Origin of the sequence: Rhodomicrobium vannielii ATCC 17100 (assembly GCF_000166055.1) — a bacterium.
GTDB lineage: Bacteria > Pseudomonadota > Alphaproteobacteria > Rhizobiales > Rhodomicrobiaceae > Rhodomicrobium > Rhodomicrobium vannielii.
Genome location: NC_014664.1, coordinates 3,375,722 through 3,393,772 on the forward strand (window position 1 = coordinate 3,375,722; position 18,051 = coordinate 3,393,772).

Sequence of the window (18,051 nt, forward strand, 5' to 3'; positions counted from 1 at the left end):
CGCTGGCGGCATTTTCTTATCGGATGAGCGAAGGCCAAAGCGTGATCGGCCTTCGCTTTCAAGCGGCGGACATAACCAGGGTGGACCATGCGGGTTCTGATCGTTGAGGATGATCGCACGGCGGCCGACTTTCTGGCCAAGGCGCTCGGCGAGGCCGGATTTCAGACGGAGATCGCCGGCGATGGTGAAGCGGCATTCGATAGCGCGACCTCGTCCAAATTCGACGTTCTGATCGTGGACCGCATGCTGCCGAAGCTCGACGGGCTGACGCTCGTGGAGCGGCTTCGCGAGCGGGGCGACACAACGCCGGTGCTGATCCTCTCGGCGCTCGGCGCTGTGGACGACCGCGTGAAAGGCCTGCGCTCCGGCGGCGACGACTATTTACCGAAACCTTACAGCCTTGTGGAACTCGTCGCGCGCGTCGAGGCGCTGACGCGGCGCGGACCGACCGAACGCGCGGTGACGACCTATGCCGTGGGCGACCTCGTGCTCGACCGTCTGTCTCACAAGGTATCGCGCGGCGGCGAAACCATCGTGCTCCAGCCGCGCGAATATCGGCTCCTCGAATATCTCATGAAGCATGCCGGGCAGGTGGTGACGCGCACCATGCTGCTCGAAAACGTGTGGGACTATCATTTCGACCCACAGACGAACGTCATCGACGTGCACATTTCCCGGCTGCGCAGCAAGATCGACAAGGGGCAGGGCAAACCGCTTCTGGAAACAGTACGCGGCGCGGGTTACATGATCCGCGATGAGCGTCGCTAATTTCGTCAAGCTGATTCCCCGCCTCGTCCTCGCGACGCCTTTCCGGCTGTTTGCGGTTTACGTGTCGCTGTTCTGCGTCGCGGTCGCCATCGTGTTCATGTATGTGAACATCGCGATGCAGGGCTTTCTCGCGCACGAGGCGGAAAGCGCCGTCCAGTCCGATTTCGACTTCCTCGCCGCGCGCTACAATGAAGGCGGACAGGGAATGCTCGGTCAGGCCATCGGCGAGCGTTCCGCCGCCTCCAACAACGGCCTCTATCTTCTCACCGACGCCAACGGCCGCTGGCTCGCCGGCAATCTCGAAGCCGTGGCGGCCGACCTCTGGGCAACGCAGGGCGCGGCGCAATTCGCCTATCGCAAGCGCGGCAGCGATGCGCGCCAGCGGCAGGCTTTCGGCATCGTGACGCGTCTGCCGAACGACCTGCATCTCATCGTCGCGCGCGACATCGAAAATCAGGAGGTGCTGAAGCGCGTGCTTCGCAATGCCTTCCTGCTCGGCTACGCACTGATAATCGCCATCGGCGCGGCGGGGGCGGTGATCGTAAGCCGCCGCATGCTGCGCCGCGTCGACGAAGCGTCGAGCACGGCCCGCGCGATCATGCAGGGCAACCTAGCGCAGCGGATTCCCGTGACAGGGCGCGCCGACGAGTTCGACCGCCTCTCGGAAAACCTGAACGCGATGCTCGACCGCATCCAGGATCTCATGGTGGGGCTGAAGAACGTGTCCGACAACATCGCGCACGACCTCAAGACACCGCTCCATCGGCTGCGCACGCGGGCGGAGCGCGCGCTCCAGTCGAGTTCCTCGCCGGAAAAGCTTTCCGAAGCGTTGGGCAGCGTCATCGAGGAGGCCGACACGCTGATCCAGACCTTCGACGCGCTGCTCAGCATCGCGCGGCTCGAAGCGGGCTCGCGCTCGGAAAGCTTCGGACCGCTGAACGTCTGCGCACTCCTGAACGACGTCGCAGAGCTTTACGAACCGGCGGCGGAAGAACAGGGGCTCTCGCTCACCACCACCTGCGCCTCGAACAGCATCATGATGGCGGGCGAAAAGCATCTCATCGTGCAGGCGGTGGCGAACCTGCTCGACAACGCGATGAAATACGCCATCCAGCCTGCGCCCGAGGGTGGGGCAAAACATCCCGCCGTGGAACTCGGCCTTGAGGACCGGGGCGATTTCATCGACATCCTTGTTTCGGACAATGGGCCGGGCATTCCTGAGGCGGACCGCGAGCGCGTGCTCCAGCGCTTCGTGCGCCTACAGCCGAGCCGGTCGATACCCGGCAGCGGGCTGGGCCTGTCGCTCGTCGCGGCGGTCGCGCGGCTGCACGAAGGGACGGTTTCGCTCGAAGACAACGAGCCGGGGCTTCGCGTGCGCCTCCGGCTGAAGAAGAACCTCGTGGCGGCGCCACAGAACGTGGCCGACAATCCCTTGATGGTGACGCATGCTTGATCACGCTACGCTTCGAAACCGGCTCACGCCGACCCCGCTCGACGACGCCGAGGGCAGCGGGCGGCAGCGGGCGGATCGCGCCGTTGCGGCGCTCAAGGCGGCTCGGCCAGACGCCGCCTTCGACGACAAGACGGTTGCATTCCTGTCCGGCGTCTTCGCAGGTTCGCACTACCTTTTCGGGCTCGTCGAACGCAACCCGGAGCGGCTTTTCGAAACGCTTGAAACCTCGCCGGAAGCGCGCTTCGACGCGGTGCTCGCCCGCGTCGCGGACGAAGCGACGGCGGCCGCCAGCCAGCGCGAGCTGATGACAGCGCTGCGCATCGCCAAAGCCGACGTCGCCTTCCTCGTCGCGCTCGCCGACCTCGGCGAGGTGTGGAGCGTGGACGAAGTTACGCTCCGCCTGACGGATGCGGCCGATGCGCTTGTCGGCCATGCGGTGCGCTTCCTGCTCGCCCGCGCGATGGAGGCGCGCAAGTTCTTCCCGCCCGACCATACGCGCCCCGAGGAGGGCAGCGGCTTCATCGTGCTCGGCATGGGCAAATACGGCGCGCACGAACTGAACTATTCGAGCGACATCGACCTCATCATCTTCTACGACCGCGAAATCGCGCCTCTCGCGCCCGGCGTCGAGGTGCAGCCGTTCTTCGTGCGGCTCGTGCGCGACCTTGTCACGATCCTGCAAGAGCGCACGGCGGACGGTTACGTGTTCCGCACCGATCTGCGGCTGCGGCCCGATCCCGGCTCCACGCAGGCCGCCATCTCCACCGACGCGGCGTTTCGCTATTACGAAAGCCTCGGCCAGAACTGGGAGCGCGCCGCCATGATAAAGGCGCGGCCCGTGGCGGGCGACATCGCGGCGGGCGACGCATTCCTGAAGTCGCTTGCACCTTACATCTGGCGCAAGTACCTCGACTACAACGCCATCTCCGACATTCATGCCATGAAGCGGCAGATCCACGCCGCAAAGGGGCACGAGAAGATTGCGGTCGCGGGGCACAATCTGAAGCTCGGGCGCGGCGGCATCCGCGAGATCGAGTTCTTCGTGCAGTCGCAACAACTCATCGCGGGCGGACGGCAGCCGCCGCTGCGCACGCGCCGCACGATCACGGGCCTCAAGCTTCTGACGGATTACGAGTGGATCACGCCGGAGGTGCGCGACGACCTGTCCGACGCCTACCGCACGCTGCGCCGCATGGAGCATCGCCTTCAGATGGTGGCGGACCAGCAGACGCATTCGCTTCCGACCCAGCCCGCCGAACTCGAACGCTTCGCGCGTTTCGCAGGATATGCCGATGTGGCGCGTTTCGAGCGAGACATGCGCTCCACCATGATGATGGTGCAGGAGCATTACGCGGCGCTGTTCGAGAAGACGCCGCAACTCACGGCGCCGCAGGCCGGCGGCGGAAATCTCGTCTTCGCGGGCGATGTGGAAGACCCCGCCACTCTCACCACGCTTGCCGCGATGGGCTTCAAGAACCCATCCGGCGTCATCGGCATGGTGAAGGGCTGGCACTACGGGCGCTATCCCGCCATGCGATCCGCACGCGCGCGAGAGATACTCACGGAGTTTACGCCGGCGCTCCTCGAAGCGTTCGGCAAGACCGGCGACCCGGATCTCGCGCTCTCCACCTTCGACAAGTTCCTCGGCGAGGTGCCGACCGCGCTTCAGCTGTTCTCGATGCTGCGCGCGAACCCAACCTTCCTTCAGCTTCTCGCGCAGATCATGGGTTCCGCCCCGCGCCTTGCCCGCATCCTGTCGCGCCGCCGCCGCATCATGGAGGCGCTGCTCGACCCCGACGGCTTCGGCGAAGCTCCGACGCCGGAGGAAGTGCGCGACCACATCCGCCGGGACATTCTCGCGGCCGAAACCTACGACGACCGCCTCGACCGCGCGCGCGTCGTCGGGCAGGAGCGCATGTTCCTCGCGGGCGTCGAGCTGCTTTCGGGGCGTATCGACCCGCGCGAGGCGGGCGAAACCTATTCGCTGATCGCGGAATCGGTGATCGAGGCGCTGCTCGACGTGGTGCAGGAGCGCTACGGCAACGGCATGCCCGCGCCCGTGGTTCTCGCGATGGGCAAGCTCGGCGGCCGTGAGACGACGGCTTCATCCGATGTCGATCTCATCGTGGTTTACGATGTACCGCAGGAGAAGATGCAAGCCGCGCCGCAGCATTACGCGCGGCTGACGCAGCGCCTCATTTCCGCGCTGTCCGCACCGACGCCCGAGGGCGAGCTTTACGCAGTGGATATGCGGCTGCGCCCCTCCGGCAAGGCGGGGCCGGTTGCGGTGCGGCTCGACGGCTTCCTGTCCTACCAGAAAAACGAGGCTTGGACGTGGGAGCATCTCGCGCTCACCCGCGCGCGGCCCATCGCAGGCCCGGACGAGCTTCGCGACCGGCTTTCCGGCATGATCCGCGATGTGCTGACGCTGCCGCGCGACCGGGCGAAGACGGCGGCCGATGTCCTCGAAATGCGCGCGCTCATCGAGAAGGAGAAGGGCACGCGCGACATCTGGCAGATCAAGACGTTCAACGGCGGCCTGATCGACGTGGAATTCATCGCGCAGTTTCTTCAGGTGGCGCACGCGGACCGGCTGCCGGACATCCTCGACCAGAACACCGAGGCCGCGCTGCGGAAGCTCGTCGCGGCGGGCGTGCTCGACCCGGAAGACGGCGGCAGGCTGATCCACGCGGCGGAGCTTTACAACGAAGTCTCCCAGATCCTCCGGCTGTGCACGGAAGGCGCGTTCAACCCGGCTGCCGCGCCGTGCGACCTCATCGAGGTTCTGCTGCACGTCACGGGTGAGCCGGACATCGCGCGTCTCGAAGGGCGGCTGCGCGATACCTATGCCGAAGTCGCAGCGCTGTTTCCGAAGCTCGTCTGTTAGCAGGCGATCCGCAATAGTGGCGGGCGCGCTTCCCTTTTGCGATGCAACAGAAGCGCGGCCGAGGTGTTTTGCAGCGTCGGACGGTCGCCTTCCATCGTGGCGGTGGATCAGCGAAAAGCTTGCGAATAAGTCGATCGTTCACAAAAGCTTAGAGTGCTTTCGAAACCGAACGCCCGCACAGTAAGCCGCGACTGATACGCAATTCCCGGCGCTGCGCTACGAGGACGGAAGATGGCCCGCATCATTGTTGTCGACCCCTTCGATTATGTCGTCTTCGGCGGCACGGGCGATCTGGCCCGCCGCAAGCTGTTCCCCGCGCTCTATCACCGCGACTTCGACAATCAACTCCCCGAGACCGCGCGCATCATCGGCGTGGCGCGGCGCGACGAGACGACGGAGAGCTATCGCGCCGATGTGGAAGACGCGATCCGCGCCTCTCTGCCGGAGGGCGATATCGACGGCGAGGCGCTCGGCCGCTTCCTGTCGCGCGTCGTCTATGTGCGCGCCGATGGCACGAGCGATGACGGCTGGGACGAGTTGTCCCGCGTGCTCGACGAGCGCCGCGAGTGCATTCGCGTGTTCTACCTTGCCACCGCGTCGAACCTGTTCGGCCCGATCTGTCATCGCATCAAGAGCCACGGCCTCATCACCGACAAGACGCGGCTCGTGCTCGAAAAGCCCATCGGCCACGACCTCGAATCCTCCCGCGCCATCAACGAAGCGGTGGGGCAGGACTTCCCGGAAGACCGCATCTACCGCATCGACCATTATCTCGGGAAAGAGACGGTGCAGAACCTGATGGCGTTGCGTTTCGCGAACGTGCTGTTCGAGCCGTTGTGGAACGCCGCGCATATCGATCACGTGCAGATCACCGTCGCCGAAACGCTGGGGCTTGCCGAGCGCGCGAGATATTACGATCAGGCGGGCGCACTGCGTGACATGGTGCAGAACCACATGTTGCAGATGCTGTGTCTCGTGGCGATGGAGCCGCCGACCTGCATCTGGGCCGACGCCGTTCGCGATGAGAAGCTGAAGGTGCTGCGCGCGCTGAAGCCCATTGCGGGGCGTGCCGCATCGAACGTCACCGTACGCGGCCAGTATCGCGCGGGCGCGGCGGACGGGCACGCGGTGCCCGGCTATCAGCAGGAACTCGGGCCGGGCACGCCGACGAGCCAGACCGAAACCTTCGTTGCGCTGAAACTCGAAATCGACAACTGGCGCTGGGCGGGCACGCCGTTTTATTTGCGCACCGGCAAGCGCCTTCCCTCGCGCGTGTCCGAGATCGTCGTAACATTCCGCCCGATACCGCATTCCATCTTCAGCCGCGACGCCGGGCCTGTGGTCCCGAACCGGCTCGTCATCCGCCTTCAGCCGGACGAAGGCATCAAGCTCTGGCTCATGATCAAGGATCGCGGGCCGGGCGGCATGCGGCTTCGCAACGTGCCGCTCGACATGACGTTCCGCGAGGCGTTCGGCCAGCGGAACCCCGACGCCTATGAGCGTCTTTTGCTCGACGTGGTGCGTGGCAACCAGACGCTGTTCATGCGCCGCGACGAGGTGGAAGCCGCGTGGCGATGGATCGATCCGATCCTCGAAGCTTGGGACGCGAACAAGGAAGGCGTGAAACCCTACACGGCGGGATCTTGGGGGCCATCGGCGTCGATTGCGCTGATCGAGCGCGACGGCCGCACCTGGTATGAGGAGGATTCGTGAGCGCCACCATCGAGCGGCGTGATTTCGTGGACAGCGCCGCGCTCGCGGAAGCGCTTGCGAGCCGTGTGGCGGATGCGCTTCAAGCGCGCATCGGCGAATTCGACCGCGCGTCGCTCGCCGTCTCGGGCGGGCGAACCCCGGCGGCCTTTCTCGATGCCCTGTCGCGCAAACTTCTGCCGTGGGATCGCGTGTGGGTGACGCTCGTCGATGAGCGCTGGGTACCGGAAATCTCGGAGCGCTCGAACGCGAGGCTCGTGCGCGCGCATCTCCTGCAAAACGAGGCCACCGCCGCGCATTTCGTGCCGCTCGTAAACGATGCGCCGACGCCGGAAGCAGGGCTCGCGGAAGCGGAAGCGTTGCTGGAACCGCTGCCGTGGCCGCTCGCCGCCTGCGTGCTCGGCATGGGTGGTGACGGACACACCGCATCTTTCTTCCCGCACGCCGAGGGCCTCGACGCCGCACTCGCGCCGCCGCCCGGCGCGCGCCTCGCCGCCACCGCAGCGCAAGCCGCCGGAGAGCCGCGCGTCACGCTGACATTGCCGGTTATTCTGGAAGCTTCGCTGATCGCGCTCCACATAGAGAGCGAGCCCAAGTTGCGGGTTCTGGACACCGCGCGGGCCGCTGGCCCGGTCGAAGACATGCCCGTGCGCGCCGTGCTTCGTGCTTCGCCCCGGCCGGTCGAAGTGTTCTGGTGTCCATAAGCCGAAACAGATCCATGAGGCTCTGAAGCCGAAAGGGAATTTGCCGTGTCCATCCATTCCACCGTCGGCGAAGTCACCGAACGCATCGTCAAGCGCAGCCACGACAACCGCGCGCGCTATCTCGACCGCATCGCTCAAGCCGCCGAGCGCAGGCCCGAGCGCACGCATCTCGGTTGCGCGAATCAGGCGCACGGCTTCGCGGCATGCGGCCCGATCGACAAGGAGCGGCTGCGCGAAGGCCGCACGCCGAACCTCGGCATCGTGACGGCCTATAACGACATGCTGTCGGCGCATCAGCCCTATGAGCGCTTTCCGCCGCTGATCCGCGAGGCGGCGCGCGAGGCGGGAGCTACGGCGCAGGTCGCTGGCGGCACGCCCGCCATGTGCGACGGCATCACGCAAGGCTTCGAGGGCATGGACCTCAGCCTGTTCTCGCGCGATGTCATCGCGCTTTCAACGGCGGTCGCGCTCTCGCACCAGACCTTCGACGCGACCGTGATGCTCGGCATCTGCGACAAGATCGTGCCGGGGCTGTTCATCGGCGCGGCGTCGTTCGGGCATCTGCCGACCGTGTTCATACCGTCCGGGCCGATGACGTCAGGCCTGCCGAACCCGGAGAAGTCGCGCATCCGCCAGCTTTACGCGGAGGGCAAAGTCGGCCGCGACGAGCTTCTTGCGGCCGAAGCCGAATGCTATCACGCGCCCGGCACCTGCACCTTCTACGGCACGGCCAACACGAACCAGATGGTCATGGAAATGATGGGCGTGCACATTCCCGGCGCGTCCTTCGTAAATGCCAACACGCCGCTTCGGGATGCGCTCACCCGCGAAGGCGTGCGCCGCGCGCTCGCCATGACGGCGCTCGGCAATGAATACACACCCTTCGGCGCGATGGTGGACGAGCGCTCCTTCGTGAACGCCATCGCAGGCGTGCTCGCCACAGGCGGCTCGACGAACCACACGCTGCACCTTCTCGCCATGTCGTCGGCGATGGGCATCACGCTGACCTGGGACGATTTCGACGCGCTGTCGCCGGTAGTGCCGCTGGTCGCGCATGTCTATCCGAGCGGAGCCGCGGACGTGAACCAGTTCGCGGCGGCAGGCGGCCTGCCGTTCGTCATCCGCGAGCTTCTGGCGGCTGGCCTGCTCCACGGCGACATCAAGACCGTGTGGGGCACAACGCTCGACGCCTACGCCATCGAGCCGGGTCTCGACGCCGAGGGCCAGCTTGTCTGGCGCGACGCGGCGGAGAAGAGCGGCGACGAAAAGATCCTGCGCAGCGTGGACCAGCCGTTCAGCGTGGAAGGCGGCATCCGCGTGCTCGACGGCAATCTTGGCCGCGCGGTAATGAAAACCTCGGCGCTGGCACCCGAACGCCTCGCGATCGAAGGTCCGGCGCGCATCTTCCACTCGCAGGAGGCATTGCAGGACGCTTTCAAGGCGGGCGCGCTGACGGGCGATTTCGTCGCGGTGGTGCGCTTCCAGGGGCCGAAGGCGAACGGCATGCCGGAGTTGCACAAGCTCCTGCCGCCGCTCGGCGTGCTTCAGGATCGCGGCCAGCGCGTGGCGCTTCTCACCGACGGGCGCATGTCGGGCGCATCCGGCAAGGTGCCGTCGGCGATTCATGTCACACCGGAGGCTGTGGCGGGTGGCCCCATCGCGCGAATCCGCGACGGTGATATAATACGGATCGATGCCGTGTCTGGCACGCTGGCGGCGCTGGTCGGCGAGAAGGAATGGGCGGCGCGCGAACCAGCAACCGCCGATCTTTCCGCGTCGCATGAAGGCGTCGGCCGCGAACTGTTCGCGCCGTTCCGTGCGGCTGTGGGCGAGGCTGACACGGGAGCAACAGTCTTTTTCAGGAGCGCCGCATGACTGCATCCGCGCAAGCAGGTCTCGAACCCGTTCTGAGCCGCGCCGCCGTAATCCCCGTCGTCGTCATCGACAAGGCGGAGGACGGGGTTCCGTTGGCGCGCGCGCTGCTCGCGGGCGGCCTACCCGTGATCGAGATTACACTTCGCACGGGCGCGGCGCTCGAAGCGATCCGCGCCATCGCAAACGAGGTGCCGGAAGCGGTCGTCGGCGCGGGCACCGTGCTCGACGGCGCGTTGTTGAAGGCGGCGAAAGAAGCCGGCGCGCGCTTCGCCGTTTCACCGGGCGCCACGCCGCGCCTGCTCGACGCCGCCGCGTCTGAAGGCGTGCCGCTGCTGCCCGGCGTCGGTACGGCGTCGGAGGCGATGGCGCTGATCGAACGCGGCTACCGCTTCGCGAAGTTCTTTCCGGCGGAAGCATCGGGCGGACCCGCGCTTCTCGCAAGCCTCGCATCGCCCCTGCCGCAGCTCAGGTTTTGCCCTACCGGCGGCATCACGCACGACAACGCCGCGCGCTATCTCAAGCTGCCGAACGTGATTTGCGTCGGCGGGTCGTGGATGGTGAACCGCGCGCGCATCGCCGAAGGGGACTGGGCGTCGATTGCCGCGCTCGCAAAGGCGGCGGCGGCGCTTCGCGTGGCCGGTTGAGGCCACGCGCGCCCGCTTTTGGCGCTTCCAATCCCCAAAAGATTTAATCCAATTTGGATAAACTGCTTGCGGACGGCGCAACCAGCAGCGTAGACGAGTAGTCGTCTGAAACGGCGCTTGCATGAACGCGGGAACTGTTTTGGCTTCCGCGTCAAGCAACGGAGCCCTGTTGCCTGCGTTCGGCTGATAGTTTTCAGCTTCCGAGCGAATTTCAGAGGGCGTTCGTCGCCTTTATTGTCAGTTTTCCGAGGGGACGAACCTCTCCATGTGCGGCATAAACGGCGCTTATTCTTATCGTCCGGCAGCGCTTGAGGTCGATCGAGGGGAACTCCTCGCTACGAGAGACCAAATGACAGCGCGGGGCCCCGACGGTGCCGGGGTCTGGCTCTCGGATTGCGGCCGCCTCGGTCTTGGGCATCGGCGCCTTGCGATCATCGATCTGTCGGAGGCGGGCGCGCAGCCGATGCACAGCGCGGATGGCCGCTTCACCGTTACCTTCAACGGCGAAATTTACAACTACCTCGATTTGCGGCGCTCCCTCGAAGCGCGCGGACAGGTCTTCCGAAGCCATTCCGATACGGAAATCCTGCTGCACCTCTACGCAGAGAAGGGCGCGGAGATGGTACATGATCTGCGCGGCATGTTCGCTTTCGCGATCTGGGACGCGCACGCCCGCACGCTTTTCCTCGCGCGCGACACCTACGGCATCAAGCCCCTATATTATGCCGACGACGGCGGAGCGTTTCGCTTCGCGAGCCAGGTCAAGGCGCTGCTCGCAGGCGGTGCCGTGGCGCGTGAGCCGGACCCGGCGGGCATCGTCGGCTTTCATCTCTGGGGCGCGGTGCCGGAACCATTCACGCTCTACCGCGACGTGAAGGCCGTGCCCGCCGGGCATTCGATCCTCGTGCGCGAGGGAAGCGGCGCGGAGGCTCCCGTCGCCTATGCGAACATCGCCGCCGTTCTCTGCGAGGCCGCGCGCGCGGCTACCGGGCGGCAGGAGATCGGCCGCGTCGTGCGCAATGCGGTTCGCGACAGCGTGCGCGCGCATCTCCTCGCCGATGTCGATGTCGGGATCTTCCTATCGGCCGGGATCGACTCCGGCGCGATGCTCGGCTTGATGCGCGATGTCGGGCACGAAAGACGCATCGCCGTAACCGTCGCGTTCCGCGAATTTCGCGCGACCGCCGAAGACGAGGCGCCGCTTGCCGCCGAGATCGCAAGGCTTTACGGCGCGCGCCACATCGTGCGCATCTTCGAGAAAAGCGAGTTCGAGGCCGATCTTCCGCTCATCCTCGACGCGATGGATCAACCCTCCATCGACGGCGTCAACACTTGGTTTGCCGCCAAGGCGGCGCGCGAAGCCGGGCTCAAGGTCGCGCTCTCCGGCCTCGGCGGCGATGAGCTGTTCGGCGGTTATCCGAGCTTCCGGCAGATCCCGCGCTGGGTGAGTTTTCTCAAGGCGGCGAACGTCGTGCCGGGGGCGGGACGCGCAGCTCGCGTACTCGCCTCCCGCCTTGCGCCCGCCGCGTTATCGCCGAAAGCGCTCGCGCTCCTCGAATATGCGGGCACATTTCCGGGCGCTTACCTCGTCCGTCGCAGCGTCTTCCTTCCGTTCCAGCTCGATACGGTCCTCGATCCGGGGCTGCTACGCGATGGCCTGGCGCGGCTGCAAACGCTGAAAAGCCTGCGCGCGACGATGACACCGGACCCGAAAACCGCTGTGTCGCGGGTCGCCGCTTTGGAGAGCGCCAACTACATGCGCAACCAGTTGCTGCGCGACGCCGATTGGGCGGGCATGGCGCATGGTCTCGAAATTCGCACGCCACTCGCGGACTTCGAGCTTCTCAAGGCGCTCGCGCCCTACCAGCACCGCTTCCGGGGCGCGGCGGGAAAACAGGCGCTCGCGGAGGCGCCGTCCGTGCCCCTGCCCGATGCGGTGGTGAACCGGAGCAAGTCCGGCTTCGGCGTGCCGATCGGCGCATGGCTCGCGCGCGCGGCCCAGATGAAAGCGCCCGCTCGAAAGGGCGACGTCTCGCGGGCCTGGGCGCTGCATGTCTATCAGGCGTCGGGTTAGCCGCATGACCAGCGCCATCGCCGCTTTCAGCAGGCGCCTTCCCCTCGGCCTCAACCGCATCGAAGGGCGCGGATTTCTGGCCAGCATGGCCACGCTCGTCAGCGGGCAGACTGTGGCGGCCGCGATCCCGATCGTGTTCGCGCCCATCCTCGGCCGCATCTACACGCCGCACGACTACGGCCTCCTCGCAGCATTCATCGGAATCGCCGTCGTTCTCGGCGCGGTCGGCAACTGGCAATATTCGCAGGCGCTGCTGGTCGAGACGGATGAAGACCGCGCGGCCCGACTCGTCAAGATCTGTTTCTGCACGTCGCTCATCACCGCCGCCGCTTCGCTTGCCATCGCGAGTGGCCTCGCGCTGATCCCTTCCATCGCGAGCGCGCTGGGGCTTTGGCTCTTCGCCCTGCCGCTCATGGCCTTCGTGTCCGGCGTGACAAGCTGCCTCGTCGCCGTGGCAACCCGGCGCAGCGATTATCGGTTCGTCGCCACGATGTCGGCTGTCGCCGCGCTGGTGAGTTCGGTCGTGTCGCTCTACCTCGGTTGGATGGGCTACGGCTTCAGCGGCCTCGCGGCGGGTTATCTGGTGATGAACCTGACGCAGGTTCTGGCCTTTGCGTATCGCCATTCGTCCGCGCTCGCAGCGATCTGGCGCGTCCCGCTCAGCGGCGCGACCTCGCTCGCGTTGTCAGAGCGGAAATACCCGCTTTTCACCGCGCCCGGCTACATCATGCGCGAACTGGCGCAGGGTATTCCCGCGCTATCGCTGAATTTCGTCGGCGCCTCGGCGCTGGCCGGACAGTTCTCGCGCGCATGGACGCTGCTCACCCTGCCGATCAACCTCGTCGGCATATCCCTCTCGCTCGTGTTCCAGCGAGCCGCCGCGCGCGAACTTCAGGAAACCGGCACGTGCTGGCCGATCTACCGGAAAACGACGCTCTCGCTCATTGTCGGCGCGCTGCCATGTGTGATCCTCGCGTCCTGGGCCGCACCCGCGCTGTTCACGTTCTATCTCGGGCCACAGTGGGAAGAGGCGGGCTATATGGCGCGGTTGCTCGCGCCGATGATGTATCTGCGCATGATCGCCGGACCGATCTGGCCCGTCTTCTTCCTGTTCCGCGCGAACACGCTCGAATTCGCCATCGCGGCCCTTCAACTGGCGCTGATCGCAGGCGGCACGGCGCTCGTCATCGCCTTCCACCGCCCGCCAATCTGGCAGATCGCGACCTTCGTGGTGGTCAGTTCGGCGATCAGTGCCCTGCAAATTTACATGACGTGGCGGCTGGCGCGGCCCGCTTCGCCCAACGCCCACCAAGCCGCAACGGATCGACAGACGGAGGATCATCCCTCATGCAAAACTACTTGAAACGAGCGGTTCGGAAAGCTGGCAGGCTCGCAGTCGTCGACACAGCCTATCTCTATTCCCGACACGAGCAGGTGCACCTCAAACGCATCTTCAGAGAATTCGACGTCGATCTCGTGATCGATGTGGGAGCCAATCGCGGTCAATACGCGACCATGCTGCGCCAGCGCGTGGGCTACAAAGGCGCCATCGTCTCGGTGGAGCCGATCCCGGATCTGGTCGAGCATCTCCGACACATTTCGCGCGACGATCCGCTCTGGTACGTGGAGCCCGTGGTGCTCGGAGACAGGCACGGCCCGCACAGGTTTCACATCATGGCGGACAGTCAGTGCAGTTCGCTGAACGAGCCGTCCTTCGCGGAAACGGACGCTTTTCGCGAGCAACTGGCGGTCAGCGACAGCATCACGGTTCAGGGCGAAACGCTGGACAGCCTTTTCGACCGCTGGTCCCAGAAGATCGGCGCGCGCAACCCCTTCCTGAAACTCGACACGCAGGGCTCCGACCTCGCGATCCTGAGCGCCGCGCCCGACACGCTCCCGAAGCTGATCGGTTTCCAGAGCGAGCTTTCGATCAAGCGCCTGTACGAGAACACGCTGCCGATGGAGGAAGCCCTGCTGAAATACAAGGCGCTCGGTTTCGACATCAGCGCGCTCGTGCCGAACAACGCGGGGCACTTCCCTTATCTCGTTGAAATCGACTGCATCATGTTGCGTCGCGGGCTTCGCGACATCACCCACGGTTAGCGCGATGGAATCGCTCGATCAAACGAAGCCCTTCAGTCGTCGCGATGCAGTCGAGACGCACGCCGCCGGTACTGACGCTGTTTCTTCCTGCGCGCCGGAATCCATTTCGCGCGAGAACACGGCGGGCAAGACAATCCTCTTTGTTCAATATACCGACCCGGCGCTCTATCCGCCGCTCGAACGCGCGGCGTGGATGCTCGCGGCGGCGGGCTGGCGCGTCCGCTTCATCGGCATCGCGGCCGAGAACAGCGCGCTCACGCTGGCCCCTCGTCCCGGCATCAGTTGCAGGCTTCTCCGCCATCGCTCCGATCCGGTTTCGAGGCTTCTATCCTATGTGCGCTTCGCGGCTGCATGTATCGGCGAGGCGCGCCGCTTGCGGCCGGACGTCGTCTATTGTTCAGATTTCCGAAGCTTCCCCATCGGCTTGGCCCTTGCATCGACCACGCGCGTAAAAACGGTTTTGCATGAGCATGACAGCCCGATCGTTGGCGGAGGGCTCGCCGCCTCAGCGCTGCTGAAGGCGCGGTCAGCGTTCGCGCGGCGGGCGACATTATGCGTGATCCCGCAGGACGAACGCGCCGCGCGCTTCCGCTCGGCAACCGGAGCCGCCCGCGTCGTCGTGGCGAACAACTGCCCCTCGCTCGCCGAACTGGTGGAGCCCGCCCCGAAGCCGGAGGACGCGCTCGCGCTCTGGTATCATGGCTCGATCAGCCCCGATCAGTTCCCCGAAACGCTGATCGAAGCGATGCGACTGCTTCCGTCCGATGTGCGGCTCGATTTCGCCGGATATGAAACCATCGGCAATTGCGGCTATGTCGACCGTTTTCTCGGCCTCGCCGACGCGGCCGGCCTTGCTGCGCGCGTTCGCTATCTCGGCGCGTTTCCAGAGCGCGCGAAACTGCTCGAAAGGGCGAGCGAAGCGCATATCGGTCTCGCCCTTCTCGCAAGGGCCTTCCGCGAACCGATTGCGGGCGCGTCGAACAAGCCGTTCGACTATCTCGCGTGTGGTCTGCCGCTCCTCACCAACGACACCGCCGAATGGGACGCCTTTTTTGGCAACGCAGGCGTTTCCTTGGGCTGCGATCCATCCCGTCCCGAAGATATCGCGCGCGCGGTGACATGGTATCGCAACAATCCCGGCGAGCGGCGCGCCATGGCCGAACGCGGGCGACAGAAAATCCGTGATGTCTGGAACTATGAAACCCAGTTCGCGAAAGTGATCGAGGCTCTGAATGCTTGAGACAAACCTGGTCGCGGAAAGGCTGCCCGCGCAATCGGCTGTCAGCGCAAGCAAGGTTGGCATCAAAATCCTGATGTCGGGGCACCCGGACCCTTCCGCTCTTCCGTCATCTTACCTGTGCGCGCTGGCGGGGCTTGGATGTCAGGTTTTTCCATATCAGCACGAGTCGATTGCTCGCGGCGGCATTCGCGGACTGCCCTTGCGCGCAACGCGTCGGATCGCTCCAGCGCTCGCCTTCGCGGGCGTAAACCGCGGCCTTCTCGACAAGGCCGATGAGGTGAAACCTGACGCTATCCTGATCTTCAAGGGCATGGAGCTTTTTCCAGAGACGCTGAAAGCCCTGCGCAGGCGGGGCATCAAGCTCGTCAGCTACAATCCGGACCACCCCTTCGCCTTCTACGCGCGGGGGGCGGGAAACGACTATATCAGGCAGGGCGTTCCGCTCTACGATTTGCACGTAACCTACAGTCGCAAGATCGTGCGCGATATGGCGGAGGCATACCCAACCGCGCGCGTCGCTGTGGTCCCATTCGGACATGACGTTTCGGACGCGGTTTTCCGGTCGATCGCCAGCGAGGAAGACATCCTGCGCGCGTGTTTCATCGGCAATGCGGATGAGCAACGCCGCGCTGGTGTACAGGCGCTTCTCGATGCGGGCATTCCGGTCGATGTTTTCGGCCCCCGCTGGCTCAAGCATATGAAGCCCTCGTCTCAGCTCGGGATTTATGGCCCCGTCTTCGGCGAGGACATGCATCGCGTCATGCGGCGCTATCGCGTGCAGTTGAACTTCTTCCGGCCGCACAATCTCGATTCGCACAACATGCGCACGTTCGAGGTTCCCGCATCCGGTGGCATCATGTTGGCCGAGGACAGCCCCGAGCATCGCGATTTCTTCGAGGCCGACACGGAGGCGTTTTTCTTCCGCGATGTCGATGAGATGGCCGCCAAGGCGCGTCGTATTTTGCAGTTGCCGAGGCTCGACGCGGAGCTAATACGCGAGGCGGCTCGCCGACGATGCGACACCAGCGGGTATAGCTACGCGGACCGCGCGGGCGCGCTGCTCGCCGAGATCGAAAAAATCTGTCGCCCCCAGTCCGCTGACGCCTGAGACACAGCCCAACCCGGAAGCGCGTGATGCTCGACCTTGATGCCACAACAAAGATTGCGCTCTACGCCTCCCTTTGGGGCGTGATCCTGCTGCTGGAACTGACACGCTTGTCGCGTCCGCGTTTTGGAACTGTCGGGCTGCCGTTCGTTCTTCTGATGGGCTTCACGATGATGCACTGCGCCGCGCTGGTTCATCTCGTACCCGGCTACGATCACACGCATGATGTGTATCTTGCCAGCATGAATTACTCCCGCGAGACTGTCGCCGATGGGCTGGAAGCATCCTTCCTTGCAATGCTGGCCGCATTCCTGGGATTTCTTCTCGCCGACAGGAATGCGGTGCCCGCCGAGCCCCAGCAGGAAGTGGCAGACGCGCAGGCGCTTGCGGTTGTGAGGCGACGATCCCTCCAGTTTCTCGTCGTAGGCGCGTCAGGGCTTCTGATTCAGACCGGCACAACCATGATGGGATTAACCCTTCCCGGCTTCCAGGCCGCCCTTTTCGGCGCGCGCAGCCTCGTCGCGGTCGGCGCGATCGGCCTGATCTTCTACGCATACAGGAGCGTAGGCAGCCGACGGGCACTCATCCTCACACTGATATTCGCCGCTTCGGTGCCTACGCTCTTTCTCATAACGACTGCGATCCTGGAGGATAGCCTCGTTCTCGCTATAGCGATCTTCGTCTACTACCTCACGCTTTCGAGGGGCACGGGAGCGTTTTCGCCAATACTTCGCAACATTACGCTTATGGCGGCCGCCATCACTTTCGCGGTCGTTTTCGCCGCCGGCTATATGCAAACGCGCGATGTTCTCAGAGAAACGCTCCGGTATGGCGGCGACGTTGAAACCGCTCTCAAAACCACGCAAGACCTCGCCGGGAGCTTCGATTCTTCGACGGTCTTCGACAATTCCACCCTTGCGCTCCTCGATGGGCGGCTCAACCAGAACGTCTTTGTGGGGCTTGCCATAGAATATCTTCGGATTTTCCCCAATCTCCAGGCCGATGGCGAGACCCTCCTGCTTGCGCTTGCGGGCGGGGTGCCGCGCTTCCTGTGGCCAGACAAGCCTGAGCGTGGCGGCAGCGCGTTCATGGCGAAATATACCGGGCTCACCTTCCACGAGGAAGCCACATTCGGCGTCGGGCTAATATTGGAATTCTATGTAAACTTTTTGTATTTTGGCGTTTTCTTTGGATTTCTTCTTCTCGGCTATGTGATACGCATGATAGATATAGCTGCTGCGAAGGCCATGGCCATGAACAATATCGTGGCGTTAACGCCGTTCTATCTGATCGGGATCGCCATTATTCAGCCTCTCTCAGATCTATTCTTCATCGTAACGGGCATTTTCGCAGCCTTACTCGTCGGGTGGGCCGTGACCGTAGCGGCGCGCGTGTTCCCGGTCAGAGTGGCACTTCCCAGGCGTTACGATCCTCCGACGCACGCTTTCGCTGCCGCCTCGGCGCCGGGACACCAGCCACAACTGTGAG

13 protein-coding genes are annotated in these 18,051 nt (G+C 64.8%); all 13 read left to right on the forward strand.

All coding sequences use genetic code 11. The features are described 5' to 3' along the window. The first annotated feature begins 87 nt into the window (after positions 1 to 87). The 13 genes from RVAN_RS15575 (at position 88) to RVAN_RS20325 (ending at position 18,050) form a co-directional block, all read left to right on the forward strand. The gene (locus RVAN_RS15575) at positions 88 to 768 is read left to right on the forward strand and encodes a response regulator transcription factor (protein ID WP_013420671.1); all 681 of its coding nucleotides are present in this window, start codon (positions 88 to 90) and stop codon (positions 766 to 768) included. Next, on the forward strand, positions 755 to 2,221 hold the full coding sequence (locus tag RVAN_RS15580; RefSeq protein WP_013420672.1) for a HAMP domain-containing sensor histidine kinase: 1,467 nt from the start codon (positions 755 to 757) through the stop codon (positions 2,219 to 2,221). The genes RVAN_RS15575 and RVAN_RS15580 overlap by 14 nt, the downstream gene beginning before the upstream one ends. After that, entirely contained in the window at positions 2,214 to 5,108 is a 2,895-nt protein-coding gene (locus tag RVAN_RS15585) for a bifunctional [glutamine synthetase] adenylyltransferase/[glutamine synthetase]-adenylyl-L-tyrosine phosphorylase (RefSeq protein ID WP_013420673.1), read from the forward strand. Before RVAN_RS15580 ends, RVAN_RS15585 begins: the two co-directional genes overlap by 8 nt. Positions 5,109 to 5,339: 231 nt before the next feature. After that, on the forward strand, positions 5,340 to 6,821 hold the full coding sequence (gene zwf, locus RVAN_RS15590; protein ID WP_013420674.1) for a glucose-6-phosphate dehydrogenase: 1,482 nt from the start codon (positions 5,340 to 5,342) through the stop codon (positions 6,819 to 6,821). Further along, positions 6,818 to 7,522, forward strand: coding sequence for a 6-phosphogluconolactonase (pgl, locus tag RVAN_RS15595; RefSeq protein WP_013420675.1), 705 nt, complete (start codon positions 6,818 to 6,820; stop codon positions 7,520 to 7,522). Before zwf ends, pgl begins: the two co-directional genes overlap by 4 nt. 45 nt (positions 7,523 to 7,567) lie before the next feature. Next, positions 7,568 to 9,397 carry a phosphogluconate dehydratase gene (gene edd, locus RVAN_RS15600; RefSeq protein WP_013420676.1) on the forward strand — a complete coding sequence of 610 codons (1,830 nt, stop codon included), beginning with the start codon at positions 7,568 to 7,570 and terminating at the stop codon, positions 9,395 to 9,397. Next, positions 9,394 to 10,041 (forward strand): bifunctional 4-hydroxy-2-oxoglutarate aldolase/2-dehydro-3-deoxy-phosphogluconate aldolase, encoded by a 648-nt coding sequence (eda, locus tag RVAN_RS15605; protein ID WP_013420677.1) that lies wholly within the window; start codon positions 9,394 to 9,396, stop codon positions 10,039 to 10,041. The genes edd and eda overlap by 4 nt, the downstream gene beginning before the upstream one ends. A gap of 265 nt (positions 10,042 to 10,306) precedes the next feature. Then, positions 10,307 to 12,115, forward strand: a complete 1,809-nt coding sequence (gene asnB, locus RVAN_RS15610; protein WP_013420678.1) for an asparagine synthase (glutamine-hydrolyzing) — start codon at positions 10,307 to 10,309, stop codon at positions 12,113 to 12,115. A 4-nt stretch (positions 12,116 to 12,119) separates the two neighbouring features. Beyond that, complete coding sequence (locus RVAN_RS15615; RefSeq protein WP_013420679.1) at positions 12,120 to 13,478, forward strand: oligosaccharide flippase family protein; 1,359 nt, start codon at positions 12,120 to 12,122, stop codon at positions 13,476 to 13,478. Further along, positions 13,463 to 14,218 (forward strand): FkbM family methyltransferase, encoded by a 756-nt coding sequence (locus tag RVAN_RS15620; RefSeq protein ID WP_013420680.1) that lies wholly within the window; start codon positions 13,463 to 13,465, stop codon positions 14,216 to 14,218. Before RVAN_RS15615 ends, RVAN_RS15620 begins: the two co-directional genes overlap by 16 nt. 4 nt (positions 14,219 to 14,222) lie before the next feature. After that, on the forward strand, positions 14,223 to 15,458 hold the full coding sequence (locus RVAN_RS15625; RefSeq protein ID WP_013420681.1) for a glycosyltransferase family protein: 1,236 nt from the start codon (positions 14,223 to 14,225) through the stop codon (positions 15,456 to 15,458). Further along, on the forward strand, positions 15,451 to 16,566 hold the full coding sequence (locus tag RVAN_RS15630) for a CgeB family protein (RefSeq protein WP_013420682.1): 1,116 nt from the start codon (positions 15,451 to 15,453) through the stop codon (positions 16,564 to 16,566). The genes RVAN_RS15625 and RVAN_RS15630 overlap by 8 nt, the downstream gene beginning before the upstream one ends. Before the next feature lie 26 nt (positions 16,567 to 16,592). Next, positions 16,593 to 18,050: a hypothetical protein gene (locus RVAN_RS20325; RefSeq protein WP_013420683.1), complete on the forward strand. Its 1,458-nt coding sequence runs from the start codon at positions 16,593 to 16,595 to the stop codon at positions 18,048 to 18,050. Position 18,051 lies beyond the last annotated feature (1 nt).